Source organism: Faecalibacterium sp. i25-0019-C1, assembly GCF_042854225.1.
In the GTDB taxonomy this organism is placed as follows: Bacteria; Bacillota; Clostridia; order Oscillospirales; family Ruminococcaceae; genus Faecalibacterium; species Faecalibacterium taiwanense.
This window is the reverse complement of the sequence record NZ_AP031428.1, coordinates 2,244,533-2,268,319: the sequence shown is the minus strand read 5'-3', so window position 1 is coordinate 2,268,319 and position 23,787 is coordinate 2,244,533. Positions and strand designations below refer to the sequence as shown.

26 protein-coding genes and 1 riboswitch are annotated in these 23,787 nt (G+C 61.2%); of the genes, 23 read left to right on the top strand and 3 right to left on the bottom strand.

Features of this window, described 5'->3' with window-relative positions:
• The first annotated feature begins 3 nt into the window (after window positions 1-3).
• Genes cobM through ACGHUK_RS11190 form a run of 15 tightly spaced genes read left to right on the top strand, consistent with a single transcriptional unit; the run spans window position 4 to window position 13,200 of the window.
• Window positions 4-765: a precorrin-4 C(11)-methyltransferase gene (gene cobM / locus ACGHUK_RS11260; protein ID WP_005943270.1), complete on the top strand. Its 762-nt coding sequence runs from the start codon at window positions 4-6 to the stop codon at window positions 763-765.
• Window positions 762-1,757, top strand: coding sequence for a cobalt-precorrin 5A hydrolase (locus ACGHUK_RS11255; RefSeq protein WP_097775027.1), 996 nt, complete (start codon window positions 762-764; stop codon window positions 1,755-1,757). The genes cobM and ACGHUK_RS11255 overlap by 4 nt, the downstream gene beginning before the upstream one ends.
• The gene (gene cobJ, locus ACGHUK_RS11250) at window positions 1,750-2,517 is read left to right on the top strand and encodes a precorrin-3B C(17)-methyltransferase (protein WP_349935446.1); all 768 of its coding nucleotides are present in this window, start codon (window positions 1,750-1,752) and stop codon (window positions 2,515-2,517) included. Before ACGHUK_RS11255 ends, cobJ begins: the two co-directional genes overlap by 8 nt.
• Window positions 2,514-3,260: a precorrin-6A reductase gene (cobK, locus tag ACGHUK_RS11245; RefSeq protein WP_390574336.1), complete on the top strand. Its 747-nt coding sequence runs from the start codon at window positions 2,514-2,516 to the stop codon at window positions 3,258-3,260. Before cobJ ends, cobK begins: the two co-directional genes overlap by 4 nt.
• Window positions 3,248-4,444, top strand: a complete 1,197-nt coding sequence (gene cbiE, locus ACGHUK_RS11240) for a precorrin-6y C5,15-methyltransferase (decarboxylating) subunit CbiE (protein ID WP_390574335.1) — start codon at window positions 3,248-3,250, stop codon at window positions 4,442-4,444. Before cobK ends, cbiE begins: the two co-directional genes overlap by 13 nt.
• Window positions 4,441-5,778, top strand: a complete 1,338-nt coding sequence (locus tag ACGHUK_RS11235; protein ID WP_223388856.1) for a cobyrinate a,c-diamide synthase — start codon at window positions 4,441-4,443, stop codon at window positions 5,776-5,778. The genes cbiE and ACGHUK_RS11235 overlap by 4 nt, the downstream gene beginning before the upstream one ends.
• A 5-nt stretch (window positions 5,779-5,783) precedes the next feature.
• On the top strand, window positions 5,784-6,848 hold the full coding sequence (gene cobT, locus ACGHUK_RS11230) for a nicotinate-nucleotide--dimethylbenzimidazole phosphoribosyltransferase (RefSeq protein WP_390574334.1): 1,065 nt from the start codon (window positions 5,784-5,786) through the stop codon (window positions 6,846-6,848).
• On the top strand, window positions 6,842-7,363 hold the full coding sequence (locus ACGHUK_RS11225) for a bifunctional adenosylcobinamide kinase/adenosylcobinamide-phosphate guanylyltransferase (protein ID WP_390574333.1): 522 nt from the start codon (window positions 6,842-6,844) through the stop codon (window positions 7,361-7,363). The genes cobT and ACGHUK_RS11225 overlap by 7 nt, the downstream gene beginning before the upstream one ends.
• Entirely contained in the window at window positions 7,360-8,112 is a 753-nt protein-coding gene (locus tag ACGHUK_RS11220; RefSeq protein ID WP_390574332.1) for an adenosylcobinamide-GDP ribazoletransferase, read from the top strand. The genes ACGHUK_RS11225 and ACGHUK_RS11220 overlap by 4 nt, the downstream gene beginning before the upstream one ends.
• Complete coding sequence (locus ACGHUK_RS11215; RefSeq protein ID WP_005943245.1) at window positions 8,109-8,429, top strand: bifunctional adenosylcobinamide kinase/adenosylcobinamide-phosphate guanylyltransferase; 321 nt, start codon at window positions 8,109-8,111, stop codon at window positions 8,427-8,429. Before ACGHUK_RS11220 ends, ACGHUK_RS11215 begins: the two co-directional genes overlap by 4 nt.
• Window positions 8,423-9,022, top strand: a complete 600-nt coding sequence (locus tag ACGHUK_RS11210) for a histidine phosphatase family protein (RefSeq protein WP_005943240.1) — start codon at window positions 8,423-8,425, stop codon at window positions 9,020-9,022. Before ACGHUK_RS11215 ends, ACGHUK_RS11210 begins: the two co-directional genes overlap by 7 nt.
• Window positions 9,019-9,972, top strand: a complete 954-nt coding sequence (cbiB, locus tag ACGHUK_RS11205) for an adenosylcobinamide-phosphate synthase CbiB (protein WP_349935442.1) — start codon at window positions 9,019-9,021, stop codon at window positions 9,970-9,972. Before ACGHUK_RS11210 ends, cbiB begins: the two co-directional genes overlap by 4 nt.
• Window positions 9,969-11,036, top strand: coding sequence for a pyridoxal phosphate-dependent aminotransferase (locus ACGHUK_RS11200; RefSeq protein ID WP_390574331.1), 1,068 nt, complete (start codon window positions 9,969-9,971; stop codon window positions 11,034-11,036). Before cbiB ends, ACGHUK_RS11200 begins: the two co-directional genes overlap by 4 nt.
• Window positions 11,033-12,529 (top strand): cobyric acid synthase, encoded by a 1,497-nt coding sequence (locus ACGHUK_RS11195; protein WP_390574329.1) that lies wholly within the window; start codon window positions 11,033-11,035, stop codon window positions 12,527-12,529. The genes ACGHUK_RS11200 and ACGHUK_RS11195 overlap by 4 nt, the downstream gene beginning before the upstream one ends.
• Window positions 12,526-13,200 (top strand): precorrin-8X methylmutase, encoded by a 675-nt coding sequence (locus tag ACGHUK_RS11190; RefSeq protein WP_005943225.1) that lies wholly within the window; start codon window positions 12,526-12,528, stop codon window positions 13,198-13,200. Before ACGHUK_RS11195 ends, ACGHUK_RS11190 begins: the two co-directional genes overlap by 4 nt.
• Window positions 13,201-13,362: 162 nt before the next feature.
• Here ACGHUK_RS11190 and ACGHUK_RS11185 read toward each other — a convergent pair whose 3' ends face one another.
• Window positions 13,363-13,599 carry a hypothetical protein gene (locus tag ACGHUK_RS11185; protein WP_294648104.1) on the bottom strand — a complete coding sequence of 79 codons (237 nt, stop codon included), beginning with the start codon at window positions 13,597-13,599 and terminating at the stop codon, window positions 13,363-13,365.
• Window positions 13,600-13,787: 188 nt separating this feature from the next.
• A riboswitch (TPP riboswitch) is annotated at window positions 13,788-13,895 on the top strand.
• Window positions 13,896-14,187: 292 nt separating this feature from the next.
• On the opposite strand from ACGHUK_RS11185, the gene thiW reads away from it, so the two are divergent.
• From thiW to ACGHUK_RS11155, 6 genes are all read left to right on the top strand, one after another.
• Window positions 14,188-14,703 (top strand): energy coupling factor transporter S component ThiW, encoded by a 516-nt coding sequence (gene thiW, locus ACGHUK_RS11180; RefSeq protein ID WP_118528981.1) that lies wholly within the window; start codon window positions 14,188-14,190, stop codon window positions 14,701-14,703.
• A gap of 15 nt (window positions 14,704-14,718) precedes the next feature.
• The gene (gene thiM / locus ACGHUK_RS11175; protein WP_294648101.1) at window positions 14,719-15,540 is read left to right on the top strand and encodes a hydroxyethylthiazole kinase; all 822 of its coding nucleotides are present in this window, start codon (window positions 14,719-14,721) and stop codon (window positions 15,538-15,540) included.
• A complete protein-coding gene (gene thiE / locus ACGHUK_RS11170) occupies window positions 15,527-16,162 on the top strand; it encodes a thiamine phosphate synthase (RefSeq protein ID WP_118528985.1) in 636 nt (211 codons plus the stop codon). Before thiM ends, thiE begins: the two co-directional genes overlap by 14 nt.
• A gap of 202 nt (window positions 16,163-16,364) precedes the next feature.
• Window positions 16,365-17,675: a phosphomethylpyrimidine synthase ThiC gene (gene thiC, locus ACGHUK_RS11165; RefSeq protein WP_044953845.1), complete on the top strand. Its 1,311-nt coding sequence runs from the start codon at window positions 16,365-16,367 to the stop codon at window positions 17,673-17,675.
• 255 nt (window positions 17,676-17,930) lie between these two features.
• Window positions 17,931-18,068 (top strand): hypothetical protein, encoded by a 138-nt coding sequence (locus ACGHUK_RS11160; protein ID WP_165852596.1) that lies wholly within the window; start codon window positions 17,931-17,933, stop codon window positions 18,066-18,068.
• 233 nt (window positions 18,069-18,301) lie between these two features.
• The gene (locus ACGHUK_RS11155) at window positions 18,302-19,687 is read left to right on the top strand and encodes an alanine/glycine:cation symporter family protein (RefSeq protein ID WP_005943194.1); all 1,386 of its coding nucleotides are present in this window, start codon (window positions 18,302-18,304) and stop codon (window positions 19,685-19,687) included.
• Between the two features lie 52 nt (window positions 19,688-19,739).
• Here the strand turns inward: ACGHUK_RS11155 and brnQ are convergent, their stop codons facing one another.
• Entirely contained in the window at window positions 19,740-21,020 is a 1,281-nt protein-coding gene (brnQ, locus tag ACGHUK_RS11150; protein ID WP_332376609.1) for a branched-chain amino acid transport system II carrier protein, read from the bottom strand.
• 351 nt (window positions 21,021-21,371) lie between these two features.
• Here brnQ and ACGHUK_RS11145 point away from each other — a divergent pair, with 351 nt between their 5' ends.
• Window positions 21,372-22,139 (top strand): ABC transporter permease, encoded by a 768-nt coding sequence (locus ACGHUK_RS11145; RefSeq protein ID WP_390574327.1) that lies wholly within the window; start codon window positions 21,372-21,374, stop codon window positions 22,137-22,139.
• Window positions 22,133-22,708: an ATP-binding cassette domain-containing protein gene (locus ACGHUK_RS11140; RefSeq protein WP_390574326.1), complete on the top strand. Its 576-nt coding sequence runs from the start codon at window positions 22,133-22,135 to the stop codon at window positions 22,706-22,708. The genes ACGHUK_RS11145 and ACGHUK_RS11140 overlap by 7 nt, the downstream gene beginning before the upstream one ends.
• 112 nt (window positions 22,709-22,820) lie before the next feature.
• On the opposite strand, the gene ACGHUK_RS11135 is transcribed toward ACGHUK_RS11140, so the two are convergent.
• Window positions 22,821-23,579 (bottom strand): peptidoglycan DD-metalloendopeptidase family protein, encoded by a 759-nt coding sequence (locus ACGHUK_RS11135; protein WP_390574324.1) that lies wholly within the window; start codon window positions 23,577-23,579, stop codon window positions 22,821-22,823.
• Window positions 23,580-23,787 lie beyond the last annotated feature (208 nt).

The window sequence follows — 23,787 nt, the reverse complement described above, 5'->3', positions numbered from 1 at the left end:
GTTATGGTACATTTTGTTGGTGCAGGCCCCGGCGCACCGGACCTCATCACCCGGCGGGGCGCGGCCCTGCTTCAGAAAGCCGACTGCATCATCTATGCGGGCAGTCTGGTGAACCCGGCCCTGCTGGGCCTTGCAAAGGCAGATTGCGCCATTTATAACAGCGCTGAAATGACGCTGGAGCAGGTGCTGGATGTGATGCGGCAGATGGAAGCTGCGGGTAAGATCACCGTGCGCCTGCACACCGGCGACCCCTGCCTTTACGGTGCCATCCGGGAGCAGATGGACGTGCTGGACGCCGAGGGCATTCCCTACGATGATACCCCCGGTGTGTCCAGCTTCTGCGGCGCAGCGGCGGCACTGAACGCCGAGTACACCCTGCCCACCGTCAGCCAGACCGTCATCATCACCCGCATGGAGGGCCGCACCCCGGTGCCGGAAAAAGAAAAGCTGGCAAGCCTTGCCGCCCACGGGGCAACGATGGTCATTTTCCTATCCATCGGCCTTGTGGACAAAGTACAGCAGGCGCTTCTGGAAGGCGGTGCCTATACGCCGGATACCCCGGCAGCGGTGGTGTATAAGGCCACATGGCCGGAGGAAAAAACGGTGCGCTGCACCGTAGGTACGCTGGCGGAAAGCGTTCATGCAGCGGGCATCACCAAAACGGCGCTCATTGTGGCAGGCGGCTTTCTGGGGCGGAATTATGAGCGCAGCAAGCTCTACGACCCGGCCTTTACCACCGAGTTCCGCAAGGGGACAGACCAGTGACCCGCGCCTATCTGGCCTTTACGGCAAAGGGCCTTGCACTGGCCCAAAAACTGGCGGCGGCATATCCCGGCAGCGTGGCCCGCTGCGGCCATGAAGCCGGGCAGGTGCACCTTGCCGATTGGACGGCCCGCCAGTTTGCCGGGAGCGATGCCCTTGTTTTTGTAGGTGCTGTGGGCATTGCGGTGCGGGCCATTGCGCCCCACTGCCAAAGCAAGGCGCAGGACCCTGCCGTTGTGGTGCTGGACGAGTGCGGCCGCTTTGCCGTGCCCATCCTCTCAGGCCACCTGGGCGGTGCCAACGACCTTGCCCGGGCGCTTGCCGCTGTGTGCGGTGCGGTGCCGGTGATCACCACAGCCACCGACGCAAACGGTGTGTTTGCGGTGGACGAGTGGGCAAAGCACCAGAACTGCACCGTGCTGGAGCCGGAGCGCATCAAGCTTGTCAGCGGTGCACTGCTGGCGGGCAAAACGGTGCAGTTTGCATCCGACTGGCCCATTGCTGGTGCACCGCCTGATGGGATCACGGCGGGAGATGCCCCGGATTTTGCCCTCACCCTCTGCCCGGCGGGGGATGCGCTGCATCTGGTGCCGCGCATCGGCGTGCTGGGCGTGGGCTGCAAACGCGGCACCAGCACCGAAACGCTGGCCGAAGCCTTTGCAGCTTTCTGTGCCCAGAACCGCCTTGCGCCGCAATGCATCACGGCGGCGGCAAGCATCGACTTAAAACAAAACGAGGCGGGCCTGCTGACCTTCTGTAAGAGCCACAGCTGGCCGGTGCAGTTTTTCACAGCGGAACAGCTGCGTGCCGCCCCCGGCAGCTTTACGCCTTCGGCCTTTGTGCAGAGCGTTACCGGCGTGGACAATGTCTGTGAACGGTCGGCAGTGCTGGCCGCAGACGGGACACTCGTTTTTCACAAATATGCCCATACCGGCGTGACCTTTGCGCTGGCCGTGCGGCCCTATGCCCCGGACTGGAGGTGGCAGAATGTTTGATCCGATGAAATTTGAAATCGACGAACCGGAAAAGGTAGTCTACGTGGTGGGCATTGGCCCCGGAGATGTTTACTACCTGACGCAGGAAGCCCAGAACGTTCTGGAACACGCAGATGCCATCTGCGGCTATAAACTTTATCTTGATCTGATCGAGCCGGAGTTCCCATGTGAGGAATATTATTCCACCGGCATGACCAAGGAGATCGACCGCTGCCGCTGGGCGCTGGAAAAGGCGGATACCGGCAGGCGCGTGGTGATGGTGTGCAGCGGCGACGCAGGCGTTTACGGCATGGCCAGCCCTGTGCTGGAACTGGCGCAGGATTACCCGGACGTTGCCGTAGAAGTGGTGCCCGGCCTTACGGCCGCCCTCAGCGGCGGGGCTGTGCTGGGCGCGCCGCTGGCCCACGATTTCTGCGTGATCTCCCTTTCCGACCGGCTTACCCCGTGGGAGGTCATCGAAAAGCGGCTGGCCTGCGCAGCGCAGGGAGATTTCTGTGTTGCACTCTATAATCCTTCCTCCAAGGGCAGGCCGGACTACCTGCAAAAGGCAGTGCGCATCCTGCGCGCAAACGGCAAGGCGGATGATACCGTCTGCGGCCTTGTGCGCAACATTGGCCGCGAGGGCCAGAGCGCCCGGGTGCTGACGCTGGCCGAGCTGGAAAACACGCCGGTGGATATGTTCACCACCGTGTACATCGGCAACAGCAATACCCGCGCCCTTTCGGGCCGGATGGTCACGCCGCGGGGGTACCGTAAGTGAAGGCGGTCGTGTTCAGCGGCACCACCGAGGGCCGCCGCTTTTCCAAAAAGCTGGCAGAGCTTGGCGTTGCGGTAACGGTGTGCGTGGCAACGCCGCTGGGTGCCGAGGAGCAGGGCGAAATGGCGGGCATCACGGTGCACGCCGGGCGGCTGCAGCCGGATGCCATGGCGGCATTGCTGGCGGGAGCTGATCTCTGCGTGGATGCCACCCACCCTTATGCAGTGGATGCCACCAGGAACATCCGTGCTGCAGCGGTGCAGGCAAGCGTGGAATACCGCCGCCTGCTGCGTGCGCAAAGCCCCTTGCCGCCCGGCTGTGCGGTGTTTGAAACAGCAGCGCAGGCTGCAGAATATCTGGCCGGGACAGAGGGCAATATCCTGCTTGCCACCGGTGCCAAGGAGCTGGCTGTGTTTGCCGGGCTGGAACCGGCGCGGCTTTACCCGCGCGTCCTGCCCACGCCGGAGGGCATTGCCGCCTGTGAAGCGGCCAATGTCCCGCACCGGAACATCATTGCCATGCAGGGGCCGTTCAGTCTGGCGCTGAATAAGGCGTTGATAACACAGTTCCAGATCCGGTACCTCGTCACCAAGGACGGCGGCGCAGCGGGCGGCTTTGCCGAGAAGGTGCAGGCCGCTGCCGATACCGGTGCACAGCTGGTGGTGCTGCGCCGCCCGCCGGAAACTGGCGAGACGGAAACACAAATTTTAGCGTATTGCAAGGAGATTTTGCAATGGTCACACTGATCGGCATGGGCAGCGGAAAATGGGAAGCCCTTTCGGAGCAGGCACAGCAGGCTGTGCGCAGCGCGGGCCTTGTGTTCGGTGCAAAGCGGCTGCTGGCGGGCCTGCCTGCAGACTGCATGGCCCGGCAGTTCGCGCTCTACCAGCCCGCTGACATTCTGGAAACACTGGCACAAAACCCCGGGCAGGATGCTGCCGTGCTTTACAGCGGCGATACCGGATTTTACTCCGGTGCGTCCGGTCTGCTCACGCCGCTGCGGGCGCTGGGCATCCCCGCGCGGGTGTATCCGGGCGTTTCCAGCATCCAGCTGCTTTCAGCGGCGCTGGGCCGACCGTGGCAGGACTGGAGGCTGGTCTCGGCCCATGGCTGCGCCTGCGACCCGGTGGCCGAGTGCATGATGAACCGTTCGGTGTTCTTCCTCACCGGCGGCACTGAAACGCCCGCCTCTCTGTGCCAGAAGCTGACCGATGCCGGTATGGGCGAAGCCCACGGCGTGGTGGGCGAAAACCTTGGCACCGAGGCGGAAGCCATCCGCTACGGCTCTGCTGCAGAGCTGGCGGGGCAGAGCTTTGCACAACTCAGCGTGCTTCTGGTGGAAAACTTTGATCTGCCGCAGCTGCGTGCGCCGGGCTTCCCGGACGAAAGCTTCATCCGGAGCGAGGTGCCCATGACCAAGCAGGAGGTGCGCGCTGCTGCGCTGGCAAAGCTGGCGGTAATGCCCACCGACACTCTGTGGGATGTGGGCGCAGGCACCGGCAGTGTGAGCGTGGAGCTTGCGCTGGCGGCACCCAAAGGCCGCGTTTACGCCGTGGAGTGTGAACCGGATGCCTGTGAACTGATCCGTAAAAACCGGGCAAAGTTCCAAACTTACAACCTCATCCTCATCGAGGGCCGCGCACCGGATGTGCTGGCAGACCTGCCTGCGCCGGATGCCGTGTTCATCGGCGGCACCAAGGGCGGCATGGAAGCCGTGCTGGATGAAGTGCTCGGCAAGAATCCGAACGCACGCATCTGCATTTCGGCCATTGCGCTGGAAACGCTGGGCGCTGCCATTGCCGCCCTCACGGCCCGGGGCCTGACCGCAGAGGTAACGCAGATCGCCGTCAGCCGCACAAAACCGGCGGGCCGACTGCACCTGCTCATGGCCAATAACCCCATCTTCCTCATTACGGGTACACGCAAATGATGCAATTCCTCATCGCCGCGCCTTCTTCCGGCAGCGGCAAGACCACTGTTGCCTGTGCAGTGCTGGCGGCGCTGAAAAAGCGCGGGGCCGACCCCTGTGCGTTCAAAAGCGGGCCGGACTACATCGACCCCATGTTCCACCGCTCGGCTCTGCAGGTGGACAGCCACAATCTGGATCTGTTTCTTTCCAACAGGGATATGGTGCGGGCCATTTTTGCCCGCTATGCCGCCGGGCATGGTGCCGCCGTGTGCGAGGGCGCTATGGGCTTTTATGATGGTCAGGGCCTGACCACCCGTGCCAGCGCTTGGGAACTGGCGGATACGCTGGGCCTACCGGTGCTGCTGGTGGTACAGCCCAAGGGTGCCAGCGTGACGCTGGCCGCGCAAATTCAGGGCCTTGTGAACTTCCGCAAAAACAGCCATGTTTCGGGCATCCTGCTCAATGATTGTTCCGAAAAGCTGTATAAAATGCTCAAGGCCCTGCTGGAAAGGGAGACCGGCCTGCCGGTGCTGGGTTATCTGCCCCATTTGCCGCAGGCAGCGGTAGAAAGCCGACACCTCGGCCTGAAGACTGCAGATGAAATTGCCGACCTGCAGGAAAAGATCGCCCTGCTGGCCGATGCACTGGTGCTGGATTGGCAGCGCCTTGCCGTGCTGACCGAAAAGCCTGCGCCGGAAGCTTTGCCGGGAGCAGCTGCACCCACATCCGTCCGCATTGCGGTGGCAAAGGACGAGGCGTTCTGCTTTACCTATGCCGAAACGCTGGACGCACTGCGGGATGCCGGGGCGGAGCTTGTGCTTTTCAGCCCGGTACAGGATGCGGTTTTGCCGGAAAATATAGGTGGGCTGTATCTGCCCGGCGGCTACCCGGAGCTGTACGCCAAAACTCTGAGTGAAAACAAAACCATGCTGGCTTCCATCCGGCAGGCCGTGCAGGCGGGCCTGCCCACAACGGCCGAATGCGGCGGCTTTTTGTATCTGGGCCGGAGCCTTGAGGATGCCGACGGTAAGGCGTGGCCCATGGCAGATGTTCTGCCGGGCGATGGCATCCGGGTGGGAAGGCTGGTGCGCTTTGGCTATGCCGAAATGACTGCCAAGGCGGACAGCATGCTCTTCTGCGCCGGAGAAACGCTGCCCATCCACGAATTCCACCACTGGGATTCCACCGCAAACGGCACTGCATTTACTGCCTGCAAAAACGAAAAAATGCAGTGGGAATGCGGCTTTGCAAACGAGAATTTCTATGCGGGGTTCCCGCATTTATACTGGGCGGGCACGCCCCTGCCGGGCCGCTTTGTGCGCGCGGCAGAACGATACAGCAAAACAAAAGGATGACCTAAATGACCGAAACGGAACTGAATGCACTTTTGGCGGGTATCACCCCTGCCAACGAAGCTGCCCGCGCGGCGGCACACGCCCACTGGGGCAACCTTGCAAAGCCTCTGGGCGGGTTGGGCCGGCTGGAGACCATGCTGGAGGATGCCGCCGCCCTTACCGGCAGTGCGGAGCTTGATCTTTCCCGCCGGGTGGTGGTGGTGCTCTGCGCGGATAACGGCGTGGTGGCGCAGGGCGTGAGCCAGACCGGGCAGGAAGTGACCCGTGCCGTGGCCGAAAACCTTGCCATGCGGCGCACCAGTGTGTGCCAGATGGCCCGCACGGCCCACTGCGATGTTCTGCCCGTGGATATGGGCATGGCAGGCGAACCGGTGCCCGGCGTGCGCAGCTGCCGCATTGCCGCAGGCACGGCGGATTTTACCCAAGGCCCTGCCATGAGCCGGGCCGAGGCCGTGCAGGCCGTTGGGGAGGGCATTGCCCTTGCCCGGGAACTGGCAGAGGATGGCTACAGGCTCATCGCCACCGGTGAAATGGGCATTGGCAATACCACCACCTCCAGCGCGGTGGCGGCAGTGCTGCTGGGCCAGCCCGTGGAGCTTATGACCGGGCGCGGTGCGGGCCTCTCGGACGAAGGGCTTGCCCGCAAGGTGGATGCCATCTGCCGCGGCATCCTTTGCAATGAGCCGGACCCGGAAGACACATTGGATGTTCTTGCAAAGCTTGGCGGCTTTGATATCGCGGGCCTGTGCGGTGTGTTTCTGGGCGGTGCACTGGCCGGTGTGCCGGTGCTGGCAGATGGCTTTATCAGCGGGGTGGCCGCGCTGTGCGCCGTGCGGCTGTGTCCGGCGGCGGCAAAGGCTGTGTTTGCAAGCCACTGCTCGGCAGAGCCTGCCGCGCGCATCGTGCTGGAAGCACTGGGCAAGGCACCCATCATTACGGCGGGGCTGCATCTGGGCGAGGGCACCGGCGCGGTGGCCAGCATCCCGCTGTGGGATATGGCGCTGGCCGTATACGGCGGGTGCTACTCCTTTGCGGAGGGCGGCATTGCGCCGTATACGCCCCAATGTTGACGCTGGTTCTGGGCGGCGCGGCCAGCGGCAAAAGTGAATATGCCGAGAGCCTTGTGCTGAAAACCACCGGCCCCCGCTACTATCTTGCCACCATGCAGGTGTGGGATGCCGAGTGTGCCGCCCGGGTGGAAAAACACCGCAAAATGCGGGCCGCAAAGCAGTTTGAAACGGTGGAGTGTCCCTTGCATCTGGACAATATGCGCCTGCCTGCGCGGGGCACCGCCTTGCTGGAAGACCTGGGCAACCTTGCGGCCAACGAGCTGTACGACCCGGCGGGAGCAGGGGAAAACGCGGCCAAAGCCATCCTGCACGGGCTGGAAAGCCTTGCAGCCCAGTGCGAAAACCTCATCGTTGTTTCCAACGAGGTGTTCAGCGGCGGGGCCGACTATGCCGGTGACACAGGCCGCTATCTGCTGGCACTGGCGCAGGTAAACAATGCCTTTGCCGCCCGGGCAGATGCGGTGGTGCGGGTGGTATGCGGCATCCCCGTGTACTATAAAGGAGTGGAAAAATGATCGTTTTGCAGACCATTGCGGTGGCCTTTGCCATGTTTTCGGCCATCCCGGTGCCGCAGTTCGAATGGAACGAAAAGAATATGCGCTACGCCATGTGCGCCTTCCCGCTCATTGGTGTCGTTATTGGTGCGGCGTGGTGTGTGTGTGGCGCGCTGCCCCTGCCGGGCCTTGCCAAGGCGGCAGGCTTTGCGCTGATCCCGGTATGGATCACCGGCGGCATCCATCTGGACGGCTATGCCGACACCTGCGATGCCCTTTCCAGCTACGGCGACCGAGAAAAGAAGCTGGAAATATTAAAAGACCCCCATTGCGGTGCCTTTGCGGTCATCCGGCTGTGCAGCTATTTTCTGGCCTATTTTGCCCTGTGCACCTGTGTGAGTTTTACACCCCGCGTGGGTGTGCTGTGGGTTCTGGCACTGGTGCTGGAACGGGCGCTTTCGGGCCTTGCGGTGGCATCGTTCCCCATGGCAAAAAACACCGGTCTTGCACACACCTTTGCCACTGCAGCAGACAAAACTGTGGTGCGCCGGGTGCTGGCGGTGCTGGCCGCAGTGCTGTGCGTGGGTATGGCGGCGCTGGGCGGCTGGGCGCTGGTGCTGGCAGCGCTGGCGGTGCTCTGGCGCTACCATGCCGTGAGCCGGAAACAGTTCGGCGGCATCACCGGCGACCTTGCCGGGTGGTTTTTGCAAAAGGCCGAGCTCTGGATGCTGGCGGCGCTGTGTGCCTGCCAGTGGGGAGGGCTGCTATGATCTTTATTACCGGGCCGCTCTACAGCGGCAAGCGCACCTTTGCGCAAACACTTCCTGGCAAGCGTCTTTCGGACGTGCAGGTATTGGCTGCCGATGCCGCCGACCTGCCTGCCTTGGCAGACAAGCTTGCCCATGAATACGATATCCTCATCGCCACCGAGGTAGGCGGCGGTGTTGTGCCGATGGATGTCAAACAGCGCGCAGACCGCGAGGCGGCGGGCAGGCTTGCCTGCCTGCTGGCCGCACGGGCAGAGTGCGTGGTGCAGATGTTCTGCGGCATCCCAACGGTTTTGAAAGGAGAATTGTCTCAATGCTGATCTATCTTCTGCGTCATGGCCAGACGGAATACAACGCCCAGAAGCGTTATCAGGGCCAGCGCGACATCCCGCTCTCACCCGAAGGCGCTGCCCAGCTGCGCCGGGCAGATTTTGACCCCGATGTGGTCTATGTTTCCACCTTGCAGCGCACCAGCCAGACGGCGCGCATCCTGTTCCCGGAGGCGAAGCTTGTGCCGGTGGACGGCCTGAAAGAGATGTGCTTTGGCAGCTTTGAGGGCCGCAATTTCATCGAGATGGAAAAGGACCCCGAGTATCAGGCATGGGTGAAGGCCAACTGCGAAAGCCCCTGCCCGGACGGAGAGCGCAAGACGGATTTTTCAGACCGCATCTGCCGCACTGTGGCAGAGCTGATCGATAAAGCTCTTGCCGCAGGCGAAGAGCGGCTGGTCATTCTGGCCCACGGCGGCACCCAGATGGCCGCCATGGAGCGGTTTGCCGTCCCCCACAGGGACTATTACGCATGGTGCGGACCTAACGCGGGCGGCTTTGTGCTGGATGCAAAGGACTGGACGGAAAAGCATCTGCTGTATCTCGTGAAGACCGTCCAGTACACAAAGGAGAGCAGGGCATGATCCTTCAGGCAGTTGTCGGCGGTTTTGTGCTGGACGCCCTCTTCGGCGACCCGGCGTGGCTGCCGCACCCGGTGGTGCTCATGGGCAGATGCATTTCCCGGCTGGAAAAGTTCCTGCGCGCCCGCCTGCCCGGCACCCCGCAGGGCGAGCTGTTGGGCGGTGCTGTGACGGCGTTCTGCCTGCCGGTGGGCACCTTTCTGGTCACGAGCCTTGTGTGTCTGGCGGCGGCAAAGCTCAGCCCGTGGCTGGGCCTTGCGGTGCAGATGTTCTGGTGCGGGCAGGCGCTGGCGGCAAGGGGCCTTGCGCAGGAGAGCAGGAATGTGTACGCTCAGCTTATTAAAAACGACCTGCCCGCCGCTCGCAAAGCCGTGAGCCGCATCGTGGGCCGCGACACCCAGAACCTGACCGCAGAGGGTGTGACCAAAGCTGCGGTGGAAACGGTGGCCGAAAATGCCAGCGACGGCGTCATTGCGCCGCTGCTGTATATGCTCATCGGCGGGGCACCGCTGGCGCTGACCTACAAGGCCATCAACACCATGGACAGCATGCTGGGCTACAAGAACGAAAAGTACCTTTATTTTGGCCGCGCAGCCGCGAAGCTGGACGATGTGGCCAACTACATCCCCAGCCGCCTTGCCGCTCTTTTGTGGGTGGCCGCTGCGGCCTTTACCGGCAACGATGCCAAAGGTGCATGGCGCATCTGGCGGCGGGACCGGCGCAACCACGCCAGCCCCAACAGCGCCCAGACCGAAAGCGCCTGCGCCGGTGCACTGGGCGTGCAGCTGGCCGGCCCGGCTTACTATTTTGGCGAATATTACCCCAAGCCTACCATCGGTGATGCCCTGCGCCCCATTGAGCCGCAGGACATCCTGCGCGCCAACCGCATGATGTATGTGGCAAGCGGCTTTGCGCTGGCATGGGGTGCAGCGATACGGGGGTTCCTTGCATGAAACAATTGACCCATGGCGGCGACTGGGCGGGCTACCGCGCCGAGTTTGGCCGCGACCCGCTGGATTTTTCGGCCAATGTCAGTCCGCTGGGGCTGCCGGAAGGGGTGGCAAAGGCCATTACGGCAGCGCTTGCCACGGCCGACCGCTACCCCGACCCGCTGTGCCGGGCCCTGCTTGAAAAACTGGCGGTGGCTGAGGGAGTGCCCGCCGAATGGCTGCTGTGCGGCAACGGCGCGGCAGACCTCATCTTCCGACTGGCGCTGGCTGCAAAGCCCCGCACTGCACTGGTAACGGCCCCCACTTTTGCCGAGTATGCCACCGCCCTTGAAACGGCAGGCTGCACGGTGGAACGGCATTTTTTGCGGGAAGAAAACGATTTTGCGGTGACGAAAGATCTCCTGAACGCGGTGCACCCGGGTACAAATATGGTGTTCCTCTGTCAGCCCAACAACCCCACCGGCCAGCTGGCAGAGCCTGCCCTTGTGGAAGCGCTGCTACGCAGATGCGAAGCCGTGGGTGCGGTGCTGGCCGTGGACGAATGCTTTCTGGATTTTCTGCCGGAGGGCGAAGGCCTTTCGGCAAAGCATCTGCTGAAAAACAGCAAAAAACTGATTATTTTAAAAGCCTTCACCAAGCTTTACGGCATGGCAGGCGTGCGTCTGGGCTATTGCCTGTGCTCTGATACAGAGCTGCTTGCCCGGATGCGGGCAGCGGGCCAGCCGTGGGCGGTTTCCAGTCTGGCACAGGCGGCGGGCATCGCTGCGCTGGACGAGACGGAATATGTGGCGAAGGTGCGTGCATTGATCGAAGCACAGCGGCCTGTGCTGGCAGACGGCCTGCGGGCGCTGGGCCTGCGGGTGATCGAGGGCCGGGCTAACTATCTGCTGTTCCGCGCGCCGGAAGCGCTGGGCGAAGCGCTGCGCCGCAAGGGTGCGGTACTGCGCAGCTGCGGCAATTATCCGGGCCTTGATGCCAGCTGGTACCGCACCGCCGTGCGCACAGAAAACGAGAACCGGCAGCTGCTTGCACTGCTGGCCGAAACCCTGCCGGAGGTGGCACAATGAGCAAGGCAAAATGCATTATGGTGCAGGGCACCATGAGCGGTGCGGGCAAAAGCCTGCTGTGCGCGGCGCTGTGCCGCATCTTTGCACAGGATGGCTACCGCGTGGCCCCTTTCAAAAGCCAGAACATGGCCCTGAACAGCTTTGTCACTCGCAACGGTGCAGAGATGGGCCGTGCGCAGGTGGTGCAGGCACAGGCTGCAGGCGTGGAGCCGGATGTGCGCATGAACCCCATCCTGCTCAAGCCCAGCAGCGATGTGGGCAGTCAGGTGATCGTGAACGGCAAGGCCCGGGGCCAGATGCCTGCCGCCGCCTACTTTAAAATGAAGCGCAGCCTTATCCCGGACATTCTGGAAGCCTACAACAGCCTTGCCGCCGAGAACGACATCATCGTGATCGAAGGCGCGGGCAGCCCGGCAGAGATCAACCTGAAAGCCGACGATATCGTGAACATGGGCCTTGCAAAGCTGGTGGATGCGCCGGTGCTGCTGGCGGGCGATATCGACCGGGGCGGCGTATTCGCGCAGCTGTACGGCACTGTGGAGCTGCTGGAAGCCGACGAGCGTGCCCGCATCAGGGGGCTCATCATCAACAAGTTCCGGGGCGATGTGGAGATCCTGCGGCCCGGCCTTGCCATGCTGGAAGAAAAAACGCAGCTGCCCGTGCTGGGCGTAGTGCCGTACCTGCGGGTGGAGATCGAGGACGAGGACTCCCTCTCCGACCGGCTGGACACAAAAGCTGCGGTCAAGCCGCTGGATATCGCCATCCTGCGCCTGCCGCATGTGTCCAACTTCACCGACTTTATCCCGCTGGAACAGCACCCGCTGCTGGGCGTGCGGTATGTGCAGCGCACCCGCCAGCTGGGTGCACCGGATCTCGTCATCCTGCCCGGTACCAAGAACACCATGGACGACCTGCGCTGGCTGCGGGAAAGCGGACTGGAAGCGGCGGTGCTCAGGCTTTCGGCAGCCGGTACGCCGGTGCTGGGCGTGTGCGGCGGCTACCAGATGCTGGGCGAACAGCTCTGCGACCCGGCAGGGGAGGAGAGCGGCACCCCCTGCACCCTGCGGGGCCTTGGCCTGCTGCCCACCACGACGGTGTTCGGCACCGAAAAGCACCTGACCCAGACCGCAGCCTGTGTGACCACAGAACCCTTTGCAGGCGCAAAGCTGACGGGCTACGAGATCCACGCAGGCCGCACCGAGGTGCGGGGCAGTGCGTTCTGCATCCTTGCAGACGGCACGCCGGAGGGCTGTGTGCAGGACGGTGTATTCGGTACCTACCTGCACGGCCTGTTCGACACCGGCGAACTGACCGAAAAACTGACCGCATTTTTGTGCAAACGGAAGGGCATCGATCCGGCCGGGGCCGAGCTTATCCCCATGGAGCAGTACCGTCAGCAGCAGCTTGATCTGCTTGCCGATGGTGTGCGTGCGGCACTGGATATGCCCGCCATCTATGCCGCTATGGGAATGCAAAAAGGAGACAACACATGACACCGCAGCATCATCTGCCCGCCGACATTGAACGGACGAGCATCTCCATTATCACAAGGGAACTGGACGAGCTGGGCCTGACCCCGCCGCCGGAGACGGCTGCGGTGGTCAAGCGGGTCATCCACACCACCGCGGATTTCGACTATGCCAAAAATCTGCGCTTTACACCCGGCGCGGTGGAAGCCGCAGTCAAGGCCCTGCACGCGGGTGCTTTCATCGTTACCGACACTAATATGGCGCTGGCGGGCATCACAAAGCCGGGCCTGAAAAAACTGAACGGTGAAGCCATCTGCTACATGGCAGACCCCGCTGTGGCCGAAGCCGCAAAGCAGGCGGGCACCACCCGTGCCGTTGCCGCCATGCACCGCGCTGCCCGGGAGCACCCGGGGGCCATTCTGGCCATTGGCAATGCGCCCACGGCCCTTTTGACCATTGCGGAGGAAATGGAAGCCGGTCTGCGGCCTGCACTGGTCATTGGCGTGCCGGTGGGGTTTGTGAATGTGGTGGAAAGCAAGGAAGTACTGTTTGCCGCCTGCGAGCGATACGGCGTGCCTGCCATCGCCGCCATGGGCCGCAAAGGCGGCAGCAATGTGGCTGCAGCCATCTGCAACGCCCTCATTTACTCTGCCACCGAAATGCTGGACCCCTCTGCCAGAGGGTGGAACGGATAAGGCGGAAACAGCATAACATCAAAAACCCGGAACCCTTTTTGAGCCGTTTTGGCCGAGAAAAGGTTCCGGGTTTTGTTCATGATTTTTTCAGAGAGCTATTTTGCAACAGCCCCATTTTCACGGAAAAGGTCCGAACTGAGCACGGCATCCACACTGCCGGCATCAGGCTGCGGGGAACGCCTTGTTCCACACTTCGATCACCTTGAACTTCGGGGTCCAGCCTTCGGGTTCAAAGCGGTCGCCCTTGGCACCCATGGTGCCCTGCTCGGTGCACCACTGTGCGGCCTTGGCCATATCAGGGTCGGTCACATCCGCAAAGGCGGGTGCGCACACGCTCAGCACCATGCACAGCGCCACGAGGGCCGAAAGCAGCCTTTGGGTCAGGGTCGTCTGCTTCATATGGAATTCCTCCTTTTTGCTTACGGGGGGGGGGTATGCGTCCGCCTTGAAAATACCATATTTCACCTTCTTTTTCAATAAAACCTGCGTGAAACGCCCCAAAAACTGCGTGAAAAACGTTTTGCACCGCTGTGCGCGCCTTTGCCCCCTCTTGCAATTTGTGCGCAAAGGGTGTAAAATACAGTCACAATCAAATACAGGGGAGCTTGTGAAGCAGGCTGAGAGGAAGTACCTAAACTTCGACCCTTTTACCTGATGCGGATAATGCCGCCGTAGGAAGTCAGAATGGATGATTTTTTGCAGGAGGCACCGCGGAAGGTGTCTCCTGTTTTTTTTGTTGTGTACCGATTACCATTAAGGAGGATGCCTTGTACTTTTCTGCGGAAGTGCCGCAGCGGGCTGAGGGGGAGCGCCCTGAGCTTTGTGACCGTCAGCGATGGGAAGCCGTGTTCCGGCGTGAGAGGAGACCAGAAAGTCTCGACCGCTTCTTATAGTTCCTGCGCCGGGTCTGGCACCGGGTGCGGGCTGTTTGCGGAGGCGCTGTATGGTTTTTGCTGCTTCCGCAGGTTTGGAAAGGAGCCTTGCCTTATGAAAAAACTCTCTGTGAAAAAGCTGGCGCTGGCCGGCATGCTGTGCGCTCTGTGCGTGGTGGGCAGCGTATTCAGCTTCCCCATGTTCGGCAGCAAATGTGCACCCATCCAGCACATGGTCAATGTGACCTGCGCGGTGCTGCTTGGCCCGTGGTGGGGCGTGGGCGTGGCCTTTGTGGCTTCGCTGCTGCGCAATCTGCTGGGTCTGGGCAGCCTGATGGCCTTCCCCGGCAGCATGTTCGGCGCACTGCTGTGCGGCCTTGTGTACCATAAGACCAAAAACATCCTTGCCACCATGGTGGGCGAGGTGTTCGGCACCAGCATTCTGGGCGGCCTGTGCGCTTACCCGGTGGCCATCTTCCTCATGGGCAAGAGCGCCGGCGACATCGCGTTCTATGCCTACATCGTGCCGTTCCTCATCTCCACTGCAGTGGGTTCCATCATTGCGGGCGTGCTGGTGTACAGCCTGCAGCGCTCCGGCGCTCTGCGCTCCATGCAGAACAGTCTTTCCTGACGGAGGGGCACCCGAATGTTCAAAACAGAATTCGAGAACCTGCGCCGCACCTGCCCGCTCATCCATAACATTACCAACTACGTCACCGTGAACGACTGCGCCAACATGGTGCTGGCCTGCGGTGCTTCGCCCATCATGGCCGACGATGCCGCCGAGGTGGAGGATATCACCACCATCTGCGGCGGTCTGAACATCAACATCGGCACCCTGAACAGCCGCACCATCACCAGCATGCTGCTGGCGGGCAAAAAGGCAAACCAGCTGGGCCATCCTGTGGTGCTGGACCCGGTGGGTGCGGGTGCATCCCGCCTGCGCACCGACACGGCTTTCCGCCTGCTCAGGGACGTAAAGTTCACCGTGATCCGCGGCAACATCTCGGAGATCAAAACGCTGGCCTCCGGCGCGGGAACCACCAAGGGCGTGGATGCCGATGTGGCCGATAAAGTTACTGAGGCCAATCTGGACAGTGCCGTGGCCTTTGCCAAGGCCTTTGCAGCCCAGACGGGTGCCGTTATTGCCATTACCGGTGCCATCGACATCGTGGCCGATGCCGAAAAAGCCTACTGCATCCGCAACGGCAATGCCATGATGAGCAGCATCACCGGTACGGGCTGCCAGCTTTCGGCCTTGACGGCGGCTTTCGTTACCGCCAACCCCGGCCATCCGCTGGAAGCTGCTGCAGCCGCAGTGTGCGCCATGGGCCTTGCGGGCGAGACCGCCCACAAACGCCTGACCCCGCTGGACGGCAACTCCACCTACCGCAATTATATCATCGATGCCATTTACAATATGACCCCGGATCAGCTGGAAGAAGGAGCAAACTATGAAGTGCGATAAGCAGAACATGCTTCTGTATGCCGTCACCGACCGCGCATGGGTGGGAAAGCAGACCCTCTATGAACAGGTGGAGAGCGCCCTGAAGGGCGGTGTCACCTGTGTGCAGCTGCGTGAAAAAGAGCTGGACGACGAAGCTTTTCTGAAAGAGGCTGTGGAGATCCATGCTCTGTGCCAGCGCTACGGCGTGCCGTTCTTTGTGAACGACAATGTGGACATTGCCATCCGCTGCCACGCCGAGGGTGTGCACGTGGGGCAGGAGGATATGGCCGCAGCGCAGGTGCGCGCCCGTGTGGGCGACGGTATGATGATCGGCGTTTCCGTCCACAGTGTGGAGGAAGCACGGGAAGCCGTCAAGCACGGCGCAGACTGCCTTGGCGTGGGCGCAGCCTTTGCCACCCACACCAAGACCGATGTGGACGTTCTGCCCCACGAGACCCTGAAGGCCATCTGTGATGCCGTGGACATCCCGGTGGTGGCCATTGGCGGCATCCACAAGGAGAACATCCTGCAGCTCAAGGGCACCGGTGTGGATGGCGTGGCCCTTGTGAGCGCCATCTTTGCAGCAGACGACATCGAGACCGAGTGCAAAGAGTTGAAAGCCCTGTCGGAGCAGATCATCTGACCGATCCCGCGGCAAACCGGGGACACCACCTTGGGCCGCGTTATAAAATTCATGGAGAAAACCAACATGAAAAGCGTATTTTGCGCAGGTGCCGGCATCCAGAACGTTCTGTTTTTTCTGAATGACGGCTGCCTTTCCCTACCCTTGTATGACCAGCACCCTGCTGTTCAGAGATAAACTGTCATTTGGAGGAACAGAGCGTATGCAGACTTATACCACTCAGATGGATGCTGCCCGCAAGGGCATCATCACGCCGCAGATGGAGATCGTGGCTAAAAAAGAGTATCGCACCACCGAGGAGATCCGCCAGTGGGTGGCCGAGGGCAAGGTAGCCATTCCGGCCAACAAGCACCACGAGTGTTTGAACCCCGAGGGTGTCGGCTCCATGCTGCGCACCAAGATCAACGTGAACCTTGGTGTCTCCCGCGACTGCAAGGACTACAACGTGGAGATGCAGAAGGTGATGAGCGCCGTCAACATGGGTGCCGAAGCCATTATGGATCTTTCCAGCCACGGCAACACCCAGCCCTTCCGTCAGAAGCTGACCCACGAGTGCCCGGTGATGATCGGCACCGTGCCGGTGTACGATTCGGTCATCCACTACCAGCGCGATCTGGCTGAGCTGACCGCACAGGACTTCATCGATGTGGTGCGCCTGCATGCAGAGGACGGTGTGGACTTTGTCACCCTGCACTGCGGCATCACCCGCAAGACCATCGAGCAGATCCGCAAGCACAAGCGCAAGATGAACATTGTCAGCCGCGGCGGCTCTCTGGTGTTTGCATGGATGAGCATGACCGGCAACGAGAACCCCTTCTACGAGCACTTTGACGAGATCTGCGAGATCTGTGCCGAGCACGATGTGACCATCTCGCTGGGCGATGCCTGCCGTCCCGGCTGTCTGGCTGACGCCACCGATGTGTGCCAGATCGAGGAGCTGGTGCGTCTGGGCGAGCTGACCAAGCGCGCATGGGCACACAACGTGCAGGTGATGGTGGAAGGCCCCGGCCATGTGCCCCTGAATCAGGTGGCTGCCAACATGGAGGTGCAGAAGAGCATCTGCATGGGCGCACCCTTCTATGTGCTGGGACCCCTCGTCACCGATATCGCCCCCGGTTACGACCACATCACCGCTGCCATCGGCGGCGCTGTGGCTGCAGCCAGCGGTGCAGCTTTCCTGTGCTATGTGACCCCCGCCGAGCATCTGGCTCTGCCCAATGTGGACGATGTGAAGCAGGGCATCGTGGCCTCCAAGATCGCTGCCCACGCCGCCGATATCGCCAAGGGCATCCCCCACGCCCGGGACATCGACGATAAGATGGGCGATGCCCGCCGTGTGCTGGACTGGGATGCACAGTTCGCCTGCGCACTGGACCCGGAGACCGCAAAGGCCATCCGCGATGCCCGCCTGCCGGAGGACGACCACAGCGACACCTGCAGCATGTGCGGCAAGTTCTGTGCCGTGCGCAGCATGAACAAGGCGCTGGCCGGTGAGTACATCGACATTCTGTAAAAATCTTCTGTTTTGCGCGCAGCAGCGCGCATCTTCCTCCGCCGCCCGGTATGACCGCCGGGCGGCTTTTGTGTTGTAATTCCAAAAAGATTGTGTTAAAATAACAATAAGGCGCTGATTGTAAAATTGGTGGTCATGCTTTCTATCCCGTATCGCTGGTTTTTCTATTTCTACATAGAACAAGCAGAGGTCCGGGAGGAAACTTTTTTGAAAGTACCCTGCCCGGAGCCTTGAAGGCGAAGGGAGGGATATCGAATGAATCTGCTGGAGACTCTCGCATTGCTCACGTTCATTCTCGCGTTGTTGAGCTTGGTCGTGGATGTGATCCGTCTGACCGTTGAGGTCATGGCAAAGTTTTCCCAGATGAAAAGCGATGATAACAAAAAAGATTGACCGCCTCACAGTTCCCCAACTCGAGCGGTCAATCTTTTTGACTAACGGGATGGAAAGCTGACCTTTGCAGTCAGCGCCCCTTCTGTTTGTAGTATAATCGAAGCTATGTGATTTGTCAAGTTATCCTGTTCCATCGATTATTTCTATCAATTTTTTTGAATTTACAATTCTTCTGTACTGTACTATAATGAAGTTATCGTCTTCATTCCATTGATCTACAGGAGGAATCTGCCTTGCTGGTAAATCTTATCGAATCCGTCTATCGCCTGCTGTGGGGCGACCTGTTCACCATCCCGCTGGGCGGCGGCATCGGCATTTCCTTCATGGTGGTGCTGCTGTTCACGGCGGGCATCTGGTTCACCTGCCGCACCCGTCTTTTGCCGGTGCGGCTGTTCCGGGATATGATCGCCGCCGTGTGCGAGAAAAAGCAAGGCAGGGACGGCCTTTCCTCCTTCCAGACGCTGGTCATTTCCACCGCCACCCGCGTGGGCATGGGCAATCTGGTGGGCGTGGTGGCCGCTGTTTCTGCAGGCGGTGCCGGTGCGGTGTTCTGGATGTGGGTCACTGCCATTCTGGGTGCGTCCACCTCCTTTATCGAATCCACCCTTGCCCAGAAATACCGCCAGCCCGACCCGCTGTACGGCGGCTGGCGCGGCGGACCGGCCTACTATCTGCATGTGCTGGCGGAGCGCAGGCGCGGCAAAAAGCTCAAACGCTCTGTGGTAGCGGCGCTGTTTGCGGTGTCTGGTCTCATCTGCTGGTGCGGCATCAGTCAGGTAATCTCTAACTCGGTCAGTTCCGCGTTTGAAAATGCGTTCCATATTCCGCCGCTTACTACCACACTGGTGCTCACGGCCATTGCGGCGGTGATCGTGCTGCGCAAGAATGCCACCGTGAAAAGTCTGGACGTGATGGTGCCCATCATGGCGGTGTGCTATTTTGTCATCACCGTGGGCATCGTGCTGTTCAACCTGCCCAAGCTCCCGGCGGTGTTCGGGCGCATCTTTGCGGAAGCGTTCGGTCTGCGGCAGGCCGTGGCTGGCGGCTTTGGTGCTGTGCTGATGAACGGTGTCAAGCGCGGCCTGTTCTCCAACGAAGCGGGCAGCGGTTCGGCACCCTGTGCAGCTGCCGCCGCAGAGTGCGACGACCCGGTCAAGATGGGCTTTGTGCAGGCACTGGGCGTGCTGATCGATACGGTGGTGATCTGCAGCTGCACGGCCTTTTTGATGCTGCTGGTGCCGCAGGAGATCACGGAAGGACTTGCGGGCATGGACCTTTTGCAGACTGCCCTGCAGTACCATCTGGGCGGCTTTGGTGTCGTGTTCATTGCGGCCACGCTGGCGCTGTTCAGCTTTTCCACCTTTCTGGGCGTTTTGTACTATGCCCGCGGCAATGTGGCCTATCTGTGCGGCGACAACTGGTGGAGCCAGACCGTGTATAAGCTGATCGCGTTGGCCATGCTGGTGATCGGCGGTATGCAGGCCTACACGGTGGTGTGGGATCTGGGCGACGTGGGCATCGGCCTGATGACTATTTTCAACATGATAGCTTTGGTGCCCATGGCAAAGGAAGCGCTTGCCGCCCTGAACGACTACGAAAAACGCAAAAAACTGCAGTAAATAGCAAAGGCCCGGCTCCCTGTAACATGGGAACCGGGCCTTTCAGGTTATTTTATTGCAGATCAGATTTGTTTAAAAGCAGCCCGCCAGCAAGCCCGGCCAGCGCAGGCAGTACCCAGCCAAAGCCCATGCTGCCCAGCGGCAGAGCGTTGGCGGCGGCAGATACTGCCCCCAGCGGCAGCGCAGCGGCGATGCTCTGCAGGGCGGTCAGGCCCATGCACAGCGGATACACCGCCCGGTGCTTTTCAAGGCCCGGCATAAAGGAAAGCAGGATCAGCACGATGGCTGCGGGATAAATGGCGTTCAGCACCGGAGTGGACAGCCGGATGATGGCAGCAAGGCCGAGGTTCGATACCAGCATACTGGCCACAGCAAAAAAGGCGGCAAGGGCAGGGTAGGGGATGCGGGGCAGCAGCTGATGAAAATACTGCCCCACGCAGGCGATCAGGCCCACGCAGGTGTTGAAGCATGCGATCACAAAAATGGCCGCAATGAGCACAAGGCCCGCCCGGCCGAACAGCTGCTGTGCCAGAGCGGTGAGCACCTCGGCACCGGTGGCAAGGCCCGGATACACCGTGCCGGTCTCGGCCCCGGCGTGGCCCAGCATGGCGTAGACCACCAGCATCAGCCCGCCTGCAATAAAACCGGCCCGGATGGTGCCGCCTTCCACGGCACGGCTTTCTGTGACACCCCGGGCGCGGATGTTCAGGGCAATGACCGCGCCAAAATTCAGCCCGGCCAGCGTGTCCATGGTCTGGTAGCCGTACAGGATGCCCTGCACAGCGGGCAGGGCTGCGTACTCTGCGCTGGGTGTGCCGTAGTGTGCCGCCAGCGGATGGATGAGACACCCGGCAAACAGCACCACGATGAGCACGATCAGGCAGGGGCAGAGGATGCGGCCCAGCCAGTCGGTAAGCTTTTCCGGCCGCAGCGCCACCAGAAAGGCCGCTGCAAAAAACAGCACCGAGTAGGCCAGCTGCAGCCCGGTACCGCCGCCTATCAGCGGCACCAGCATCTGGAAGGAGGTACTGGCGGTGCGGGGGATGGCAAGGCACGGGCCGATGGAAAGATACACTAAAATTGTGAACACCATGGCGAACACCGGATGCACCCGGCCGGCAAGCCTGTCCAGACCGCCTGCCCGTGCCACAGCCACCACGCCCGCAATGGGCAGGCCGACGGCGCTGACGGCAAGGCCCGCAAAGGCAGGCCAGAGGCTGGTACCGGCCTGTGCGCCCAGATGCGGCGGGAAGATCAGATTGCCTGCACCAAAAAACATGGAAAACAGTGTAAAGCCGACCAGAAGCAGATTTTTGCCGGAAAGCTTCTGCATAGGACAGACACCTCATTTCTTTCTTGCATCAAAGATGACAGAGATTCATACAGTTCAGTTTATCGTTTTATTGATTTCATGTCAAGAAAGAAAAACATGAAGAAAAGTAATGACAGGCATGATAAGCTCTTATGCATCATGATGCACGGGTCATTGGCGTTTGGAAAGAGATATGGTATTATAATGTATAATGTAGAACTGGGCAGGCCATCAGGGCGCTTTCTCCGCGAAATTCGGGGCTTCCAGCTCCCGCCCTGTTGCCTTATGGCAACAGGGTCCTATCCTCGGATCATTCGCTGAAGAAATACCCTGCCGTCCTGCATTTATTTGTAATCAGGAGCAGGTAAGTTTATGAAGCGACATAAACAATTTTTTCAGCGGCTGGGCGCTGCGGCCTTCTGGCTGGCGGTGTGGCAGTGCGCTGCCATGGCCGTGGGACAGGAGGTGTTTCTGGTCTCGCCGGTGCAGGCGCTGCGCACCCTTTTGCAGCTTCTGCCGCAGGCAGAGTTCTGGCAGCGGGTGGGTTTCAGCTCCGGACGCATCCTGCTGGGCTTCGGGCTGGGCGTGGTAGTCAGCGTGTTTCTGGCTGCGGCGGCGCAGGCGTGGCACGCGGCAGAGGTGCTGCTGGCACCGGTGCTGCAGCTGGTCAAGGCCACGCCGGTGGCAAGCTTCATCATTCTGGCGCTGGTGTGGGTGCGGGGAGCATCGCTTTCGGTGCTCATCAGCTTTCTGATGGTGCTGCCGGTGCTGTACGGCGCGGTGCGCACCGGCATCCGGAGCGCAGACCCTCAGCTGCTGGAAATGGCAAAAGTGTTCCGCATGCCGTTTGCCCGCCGCTTGCGGGCTGTGTGGCTGCCTGCGGTGCTGCCGGCTTTCCGGCAGGGGTGCAGTGTGGCCCTTGGCATCTGCTGGAAGAGCGGCGTAGCCGCTGAGGTGATCGGCCTGCCCAATGGCAGCATCGGCGATGCACTCTACCGGGCCAAGATCACCCTTTCCACCGGGGAGCTGTTTGCATGGACATTTGTGATCATCCTGCTCAGCGCCGGGTTTGAAAAGCTGTTTCTGCTGCTTCTGGACCGCGTGACCCGCGCTGTGACCGGGGAGGTGCCGCAATGCTGACCATCGAGCATCTGACAAAACAGTTCGGGGAGAAAACGCTCTTCCGGGACCTCTGCCTCACGGTGGACGGCCCGGCGGTGCTGTGGGCCCCCAGCGGCTGGGGCAAGACCACCCTGCTGCGCATCCTCATGGGGCTGGACACGCCCACTGCAGGCCGGGTGCGGGGCGTGGGCCGGGCCGCGGCAGTGTTTCAGGAGGACAGGCTCTGCCCGCAGCTGACGGCGCTCCAGAACGTGACGCTGGTGCTGCCCGGCAGTGAAAAACAATACAAAGAGCAAATTAAATCGGATTTTCAACAGCTTGGCATGGATGATGCGGCGCTGACTCTACCTGCAGCACGGCTTTCCGGCGGGCAGAAGCGGCGCACCGCCCTGTTGCGGGCCCTGTGGGCACCCAGCGACACCCTGCTATTGGACGAACCCTTCACCGGCATGGACCCGGACACCCTTGCCGCCGCTGCGGCGCTGTTGCGGGAGCGCTGCGGAGAAAAGCCTGTCTTGCTGGCTACCCACGACCGCGAAGCCATCCGCCTTCTGGGCTGGCCGGTGGTTGAGCTGGAAAATGCCTGAGCCTGCATCGATCCTATAGAATGAAAAATCGGAAAGACCAGAACGGCCTTTCCGATTTTTTGCTGCTTGGAATATTTTACTGAAAAATACGCAGGGGATACGGCGAACTGCATCAGTTCAGCAGCTTTGCCGGGTCAAGGTACTGCTCACCCTGCAGTACTTCCAGATGGATATGCGTCTCCTCGGCGCATTCGTTGGGAATGCTGCCTGCACGGCCAAGTATCTGACCCACACTCACTTCATCGCCGGTCTGCACCGTGGGGTCGGCTGTGCCGCACACCCGCCACAGGTGCCCGGCGCTGTCCTCGATGCACACCACACTGCCCCAGCGGCTATCGGTGTCCACGGCGGTCACCTTACCGGCGGCGGGAGCACACACCTGTGCATCCTGCGCACAGGCGTAGTCCACACCGTTGTGGGTGCGCCAGTCGCCAAGGGTGCTGCTGTACACCAGCTCATCGCCGCTGTAGGCGTTCAAGACCCTGCCCGAGACGGGCTGCGTGGAGGCAGGCGCAGCTGAACTGCTGGCAGGCGAGGATGCGCCCTGCAGTGCGGAGGGTTCGTGCACCAAACCAGAGCCAGACTGCGCCCCAGAAGAGGACGCAGAGGATGCGGGCTTGGGTACATTTGCCGCAGATTCTGCGGCGTCGGTCACGGGCTGCTGCCATACATCGTCCTCCTGTGGGTCAAGGGTGAACTGCGGCTCCGGGGCAGGTTCTTCCTGCGGGGCCGTCAGGTCGTCGTAGCTCTTTTTCAGTTCATCCCGCACGGTGCGCACTGCCCACACGCCCGCCGCTGCGGCTGCGACGAGACAGGCCAGCAGTGCCAGTGTAAAGCCCCTGCTGCGCAAAAACTTTTTGATCTGCTCCATTGTCGTTACTCCCATCTGCTGCATTGTGTACGCATTGCTTCTGGGCTTAGTGTGGGACAGCAGGGCAGGTTTTATGCATTCTTTTATTTAAATGCCCTCCGCGTTGCGCTGGGCATATTTAGAGGAAATGATATTTTGTAATATAGCAGCCCAGCCAGACCTGCGGGTCTGGCTGGGCTGCTATATTACGGGAAGGGCTGCAGCCGGA

What these genes read in the sequence shown, in the direction of transcription:
- cobM (WP_005943270.1), top strand. Translation starts at nt 4, where the DNA reads ATGGTACATTTTGTTGGTGCAGGCCCCGGCGCACCGGACCTCATCACC.
- cobJ (WP_349935446.1), top strand. Translation starts at nt 1,750, where the DNA reads ATGTTTGATCCGATGAAATTTGAAATCGACGAACCGGAAAAGGTAGTC.
- cbiE (WP_390574335.1), top strand. Translation starts at nt 3,248, where the DNA reads ATGGTCACACTGATCGGCATGGGCAGCGGAAAATGGGAAGCCCTTTCG.
- ACGHUK_RS11235 (WP_223388856.1), top strand. Translation starts at nt 4,441, where the DNA reads ATGATGCAATTCCTCATCGCCGCGCCTTCTTCCGGCAGCGGCAAGACC.
- cobT (WP_390574334.1), top strand. Translation starts at nt 5,784, where the DNA reads ATGACCGAAACGGAACTGAATGCACTTTTGGCGGGTATCACCCCTGCC.
- ACGHUK_RS11225 (WP_390574333.1), top strand. Translation starts at nt 6,842, where the DNA reads ATGTTGACGCTGGTTCTGGGCGGCGCGGCCAGCGGCAAAAGTGAATAT.
- ACGHUK_RS11220 (WP_390574332.1), top strand. Translation starts at nt 7,360, where the DNA reads ATGATCGTTTTGCAGACCATTGCGGTGGCCTTTGCCATGTTTTCGGCC.
- ACGHUK_RS11215 (WP_005943245.1), top strand. Translation starts at nt 8,109, where the DNA reads ATGATCTTTATTACCGGGCCGCTCTACAGCGGCAAGCGCACCTTTGCG.
- ACGHUK_RS11210 (WP_005943240.1), top strand. Translation starts at nt 8,423, where the DNA reads ATGCTGATCTATCTTCTGCGTCATGGCCAGACGGAATACAACGCCCAG.
- cbiB (WP_349935442.1), top strand. Translation starts at nt 9,019, where the DNA reads ATGATCCTTCAGGCAGTTGTCGGCGGTTTTGTGCTGGACGCCCTCTTC.
- ACGHUK_RS11200 (WP_390574331.1), top strand. Translation starts at nt 9,969, where the DNA reads ATGAAACAATTGACCCATGGCGGCGACTGGGCGGGCTACCGCGCCGAG.
- ACGHUK_RS11195 (WP_390574329.1), top strand. Translation starts at nt 11,033, where the DNA reads ATGAGCAAGGCAAAATGCATTATGGTGCAGGGCACCATGAGCGGTGCG.
- ACGHUK_RS11190 (WP_005943225.1), top strand. Translation starts at nt 12,526, where the DNA reads ATGACACCGCAGCATCATCTGCCCGCCGACATTGAACGGACGAGCATC.
- ACGHUK_RS11185 (WP_294648104.1), bottom strand. Translation starts at nt 13,599, where the DNA reads ATGAAGCAGACGACCCTGACCCAAAGGCTGCTTTCGGCCCTCGTGGCG.
- thiW (WP_118528981.1), top strand. Translation starts at nt 14,188, where the DNA reads ATGAAAAAACTCTCTGTGAAAAAGCTGGCGCTGGCCGGCATGCTGTGC.
- thiM (WP_294648101.1), top strand. Translation starts at nt 14,719, where the DNA reads ATGTTCAAAACAGAATTCGAGAACCTGCGCCGCACCTGCCCGCTCATC.
- thiE (WP_118528985.1), top strand. Translation starts at nt 15,527, where the DNA reads ATGAAGTGCGATAAGCAGAACATGCTTCTGTATGCCGTCACCGACCGC.
- thiC (WP_044953845.1), top strand. Translation starts at nt 16,365, where the DNA reads ATGCAGACTTATACCACTCAGATGGATGCTGCCCGCAAGGGCATCATC.
- ACGHUK_RS11160 (WP_165852596.1), top strand. Translation starts at nt 17,931, where the DNA reads ATGAATCTGCTGGAGACTCTCGCATTGCTCACGTTCATTCTCGCGTTG.
- brnQ (WP_332376609.1), bottom strand. Translation starts at nt 21,020, where the DNA reads ATGCAGAAGCTTTCCGGCAAAAATCTGCTTCTGGTCGGCTTTACACTG.
- ACGHUK_RS11145 (WP_390574327.1), top strand. Translation starts at nt 21,372, where the DNA reads ATGAAGCGACATAAACAATTTTTTCAGCGGCTGGGCGCTGCGGCCTTC.
- ACGHUK_RS11140 (WP_390574326.1), top strand. Translation starts at nt 22,133, where the DNA reads ATGCTGACCATCGAGCATCTGACAAAACAGTTCGGGGAGAAAACGCTC.
- ACGHUK_RS11135 (WP_390574324.1), bottom strand. Translation starts at nt 23,579, where the DNA reads ATGGAGCAGATCAAAAAGTTTTTGCGCAGCAGGGGCTTTACACTGGCA.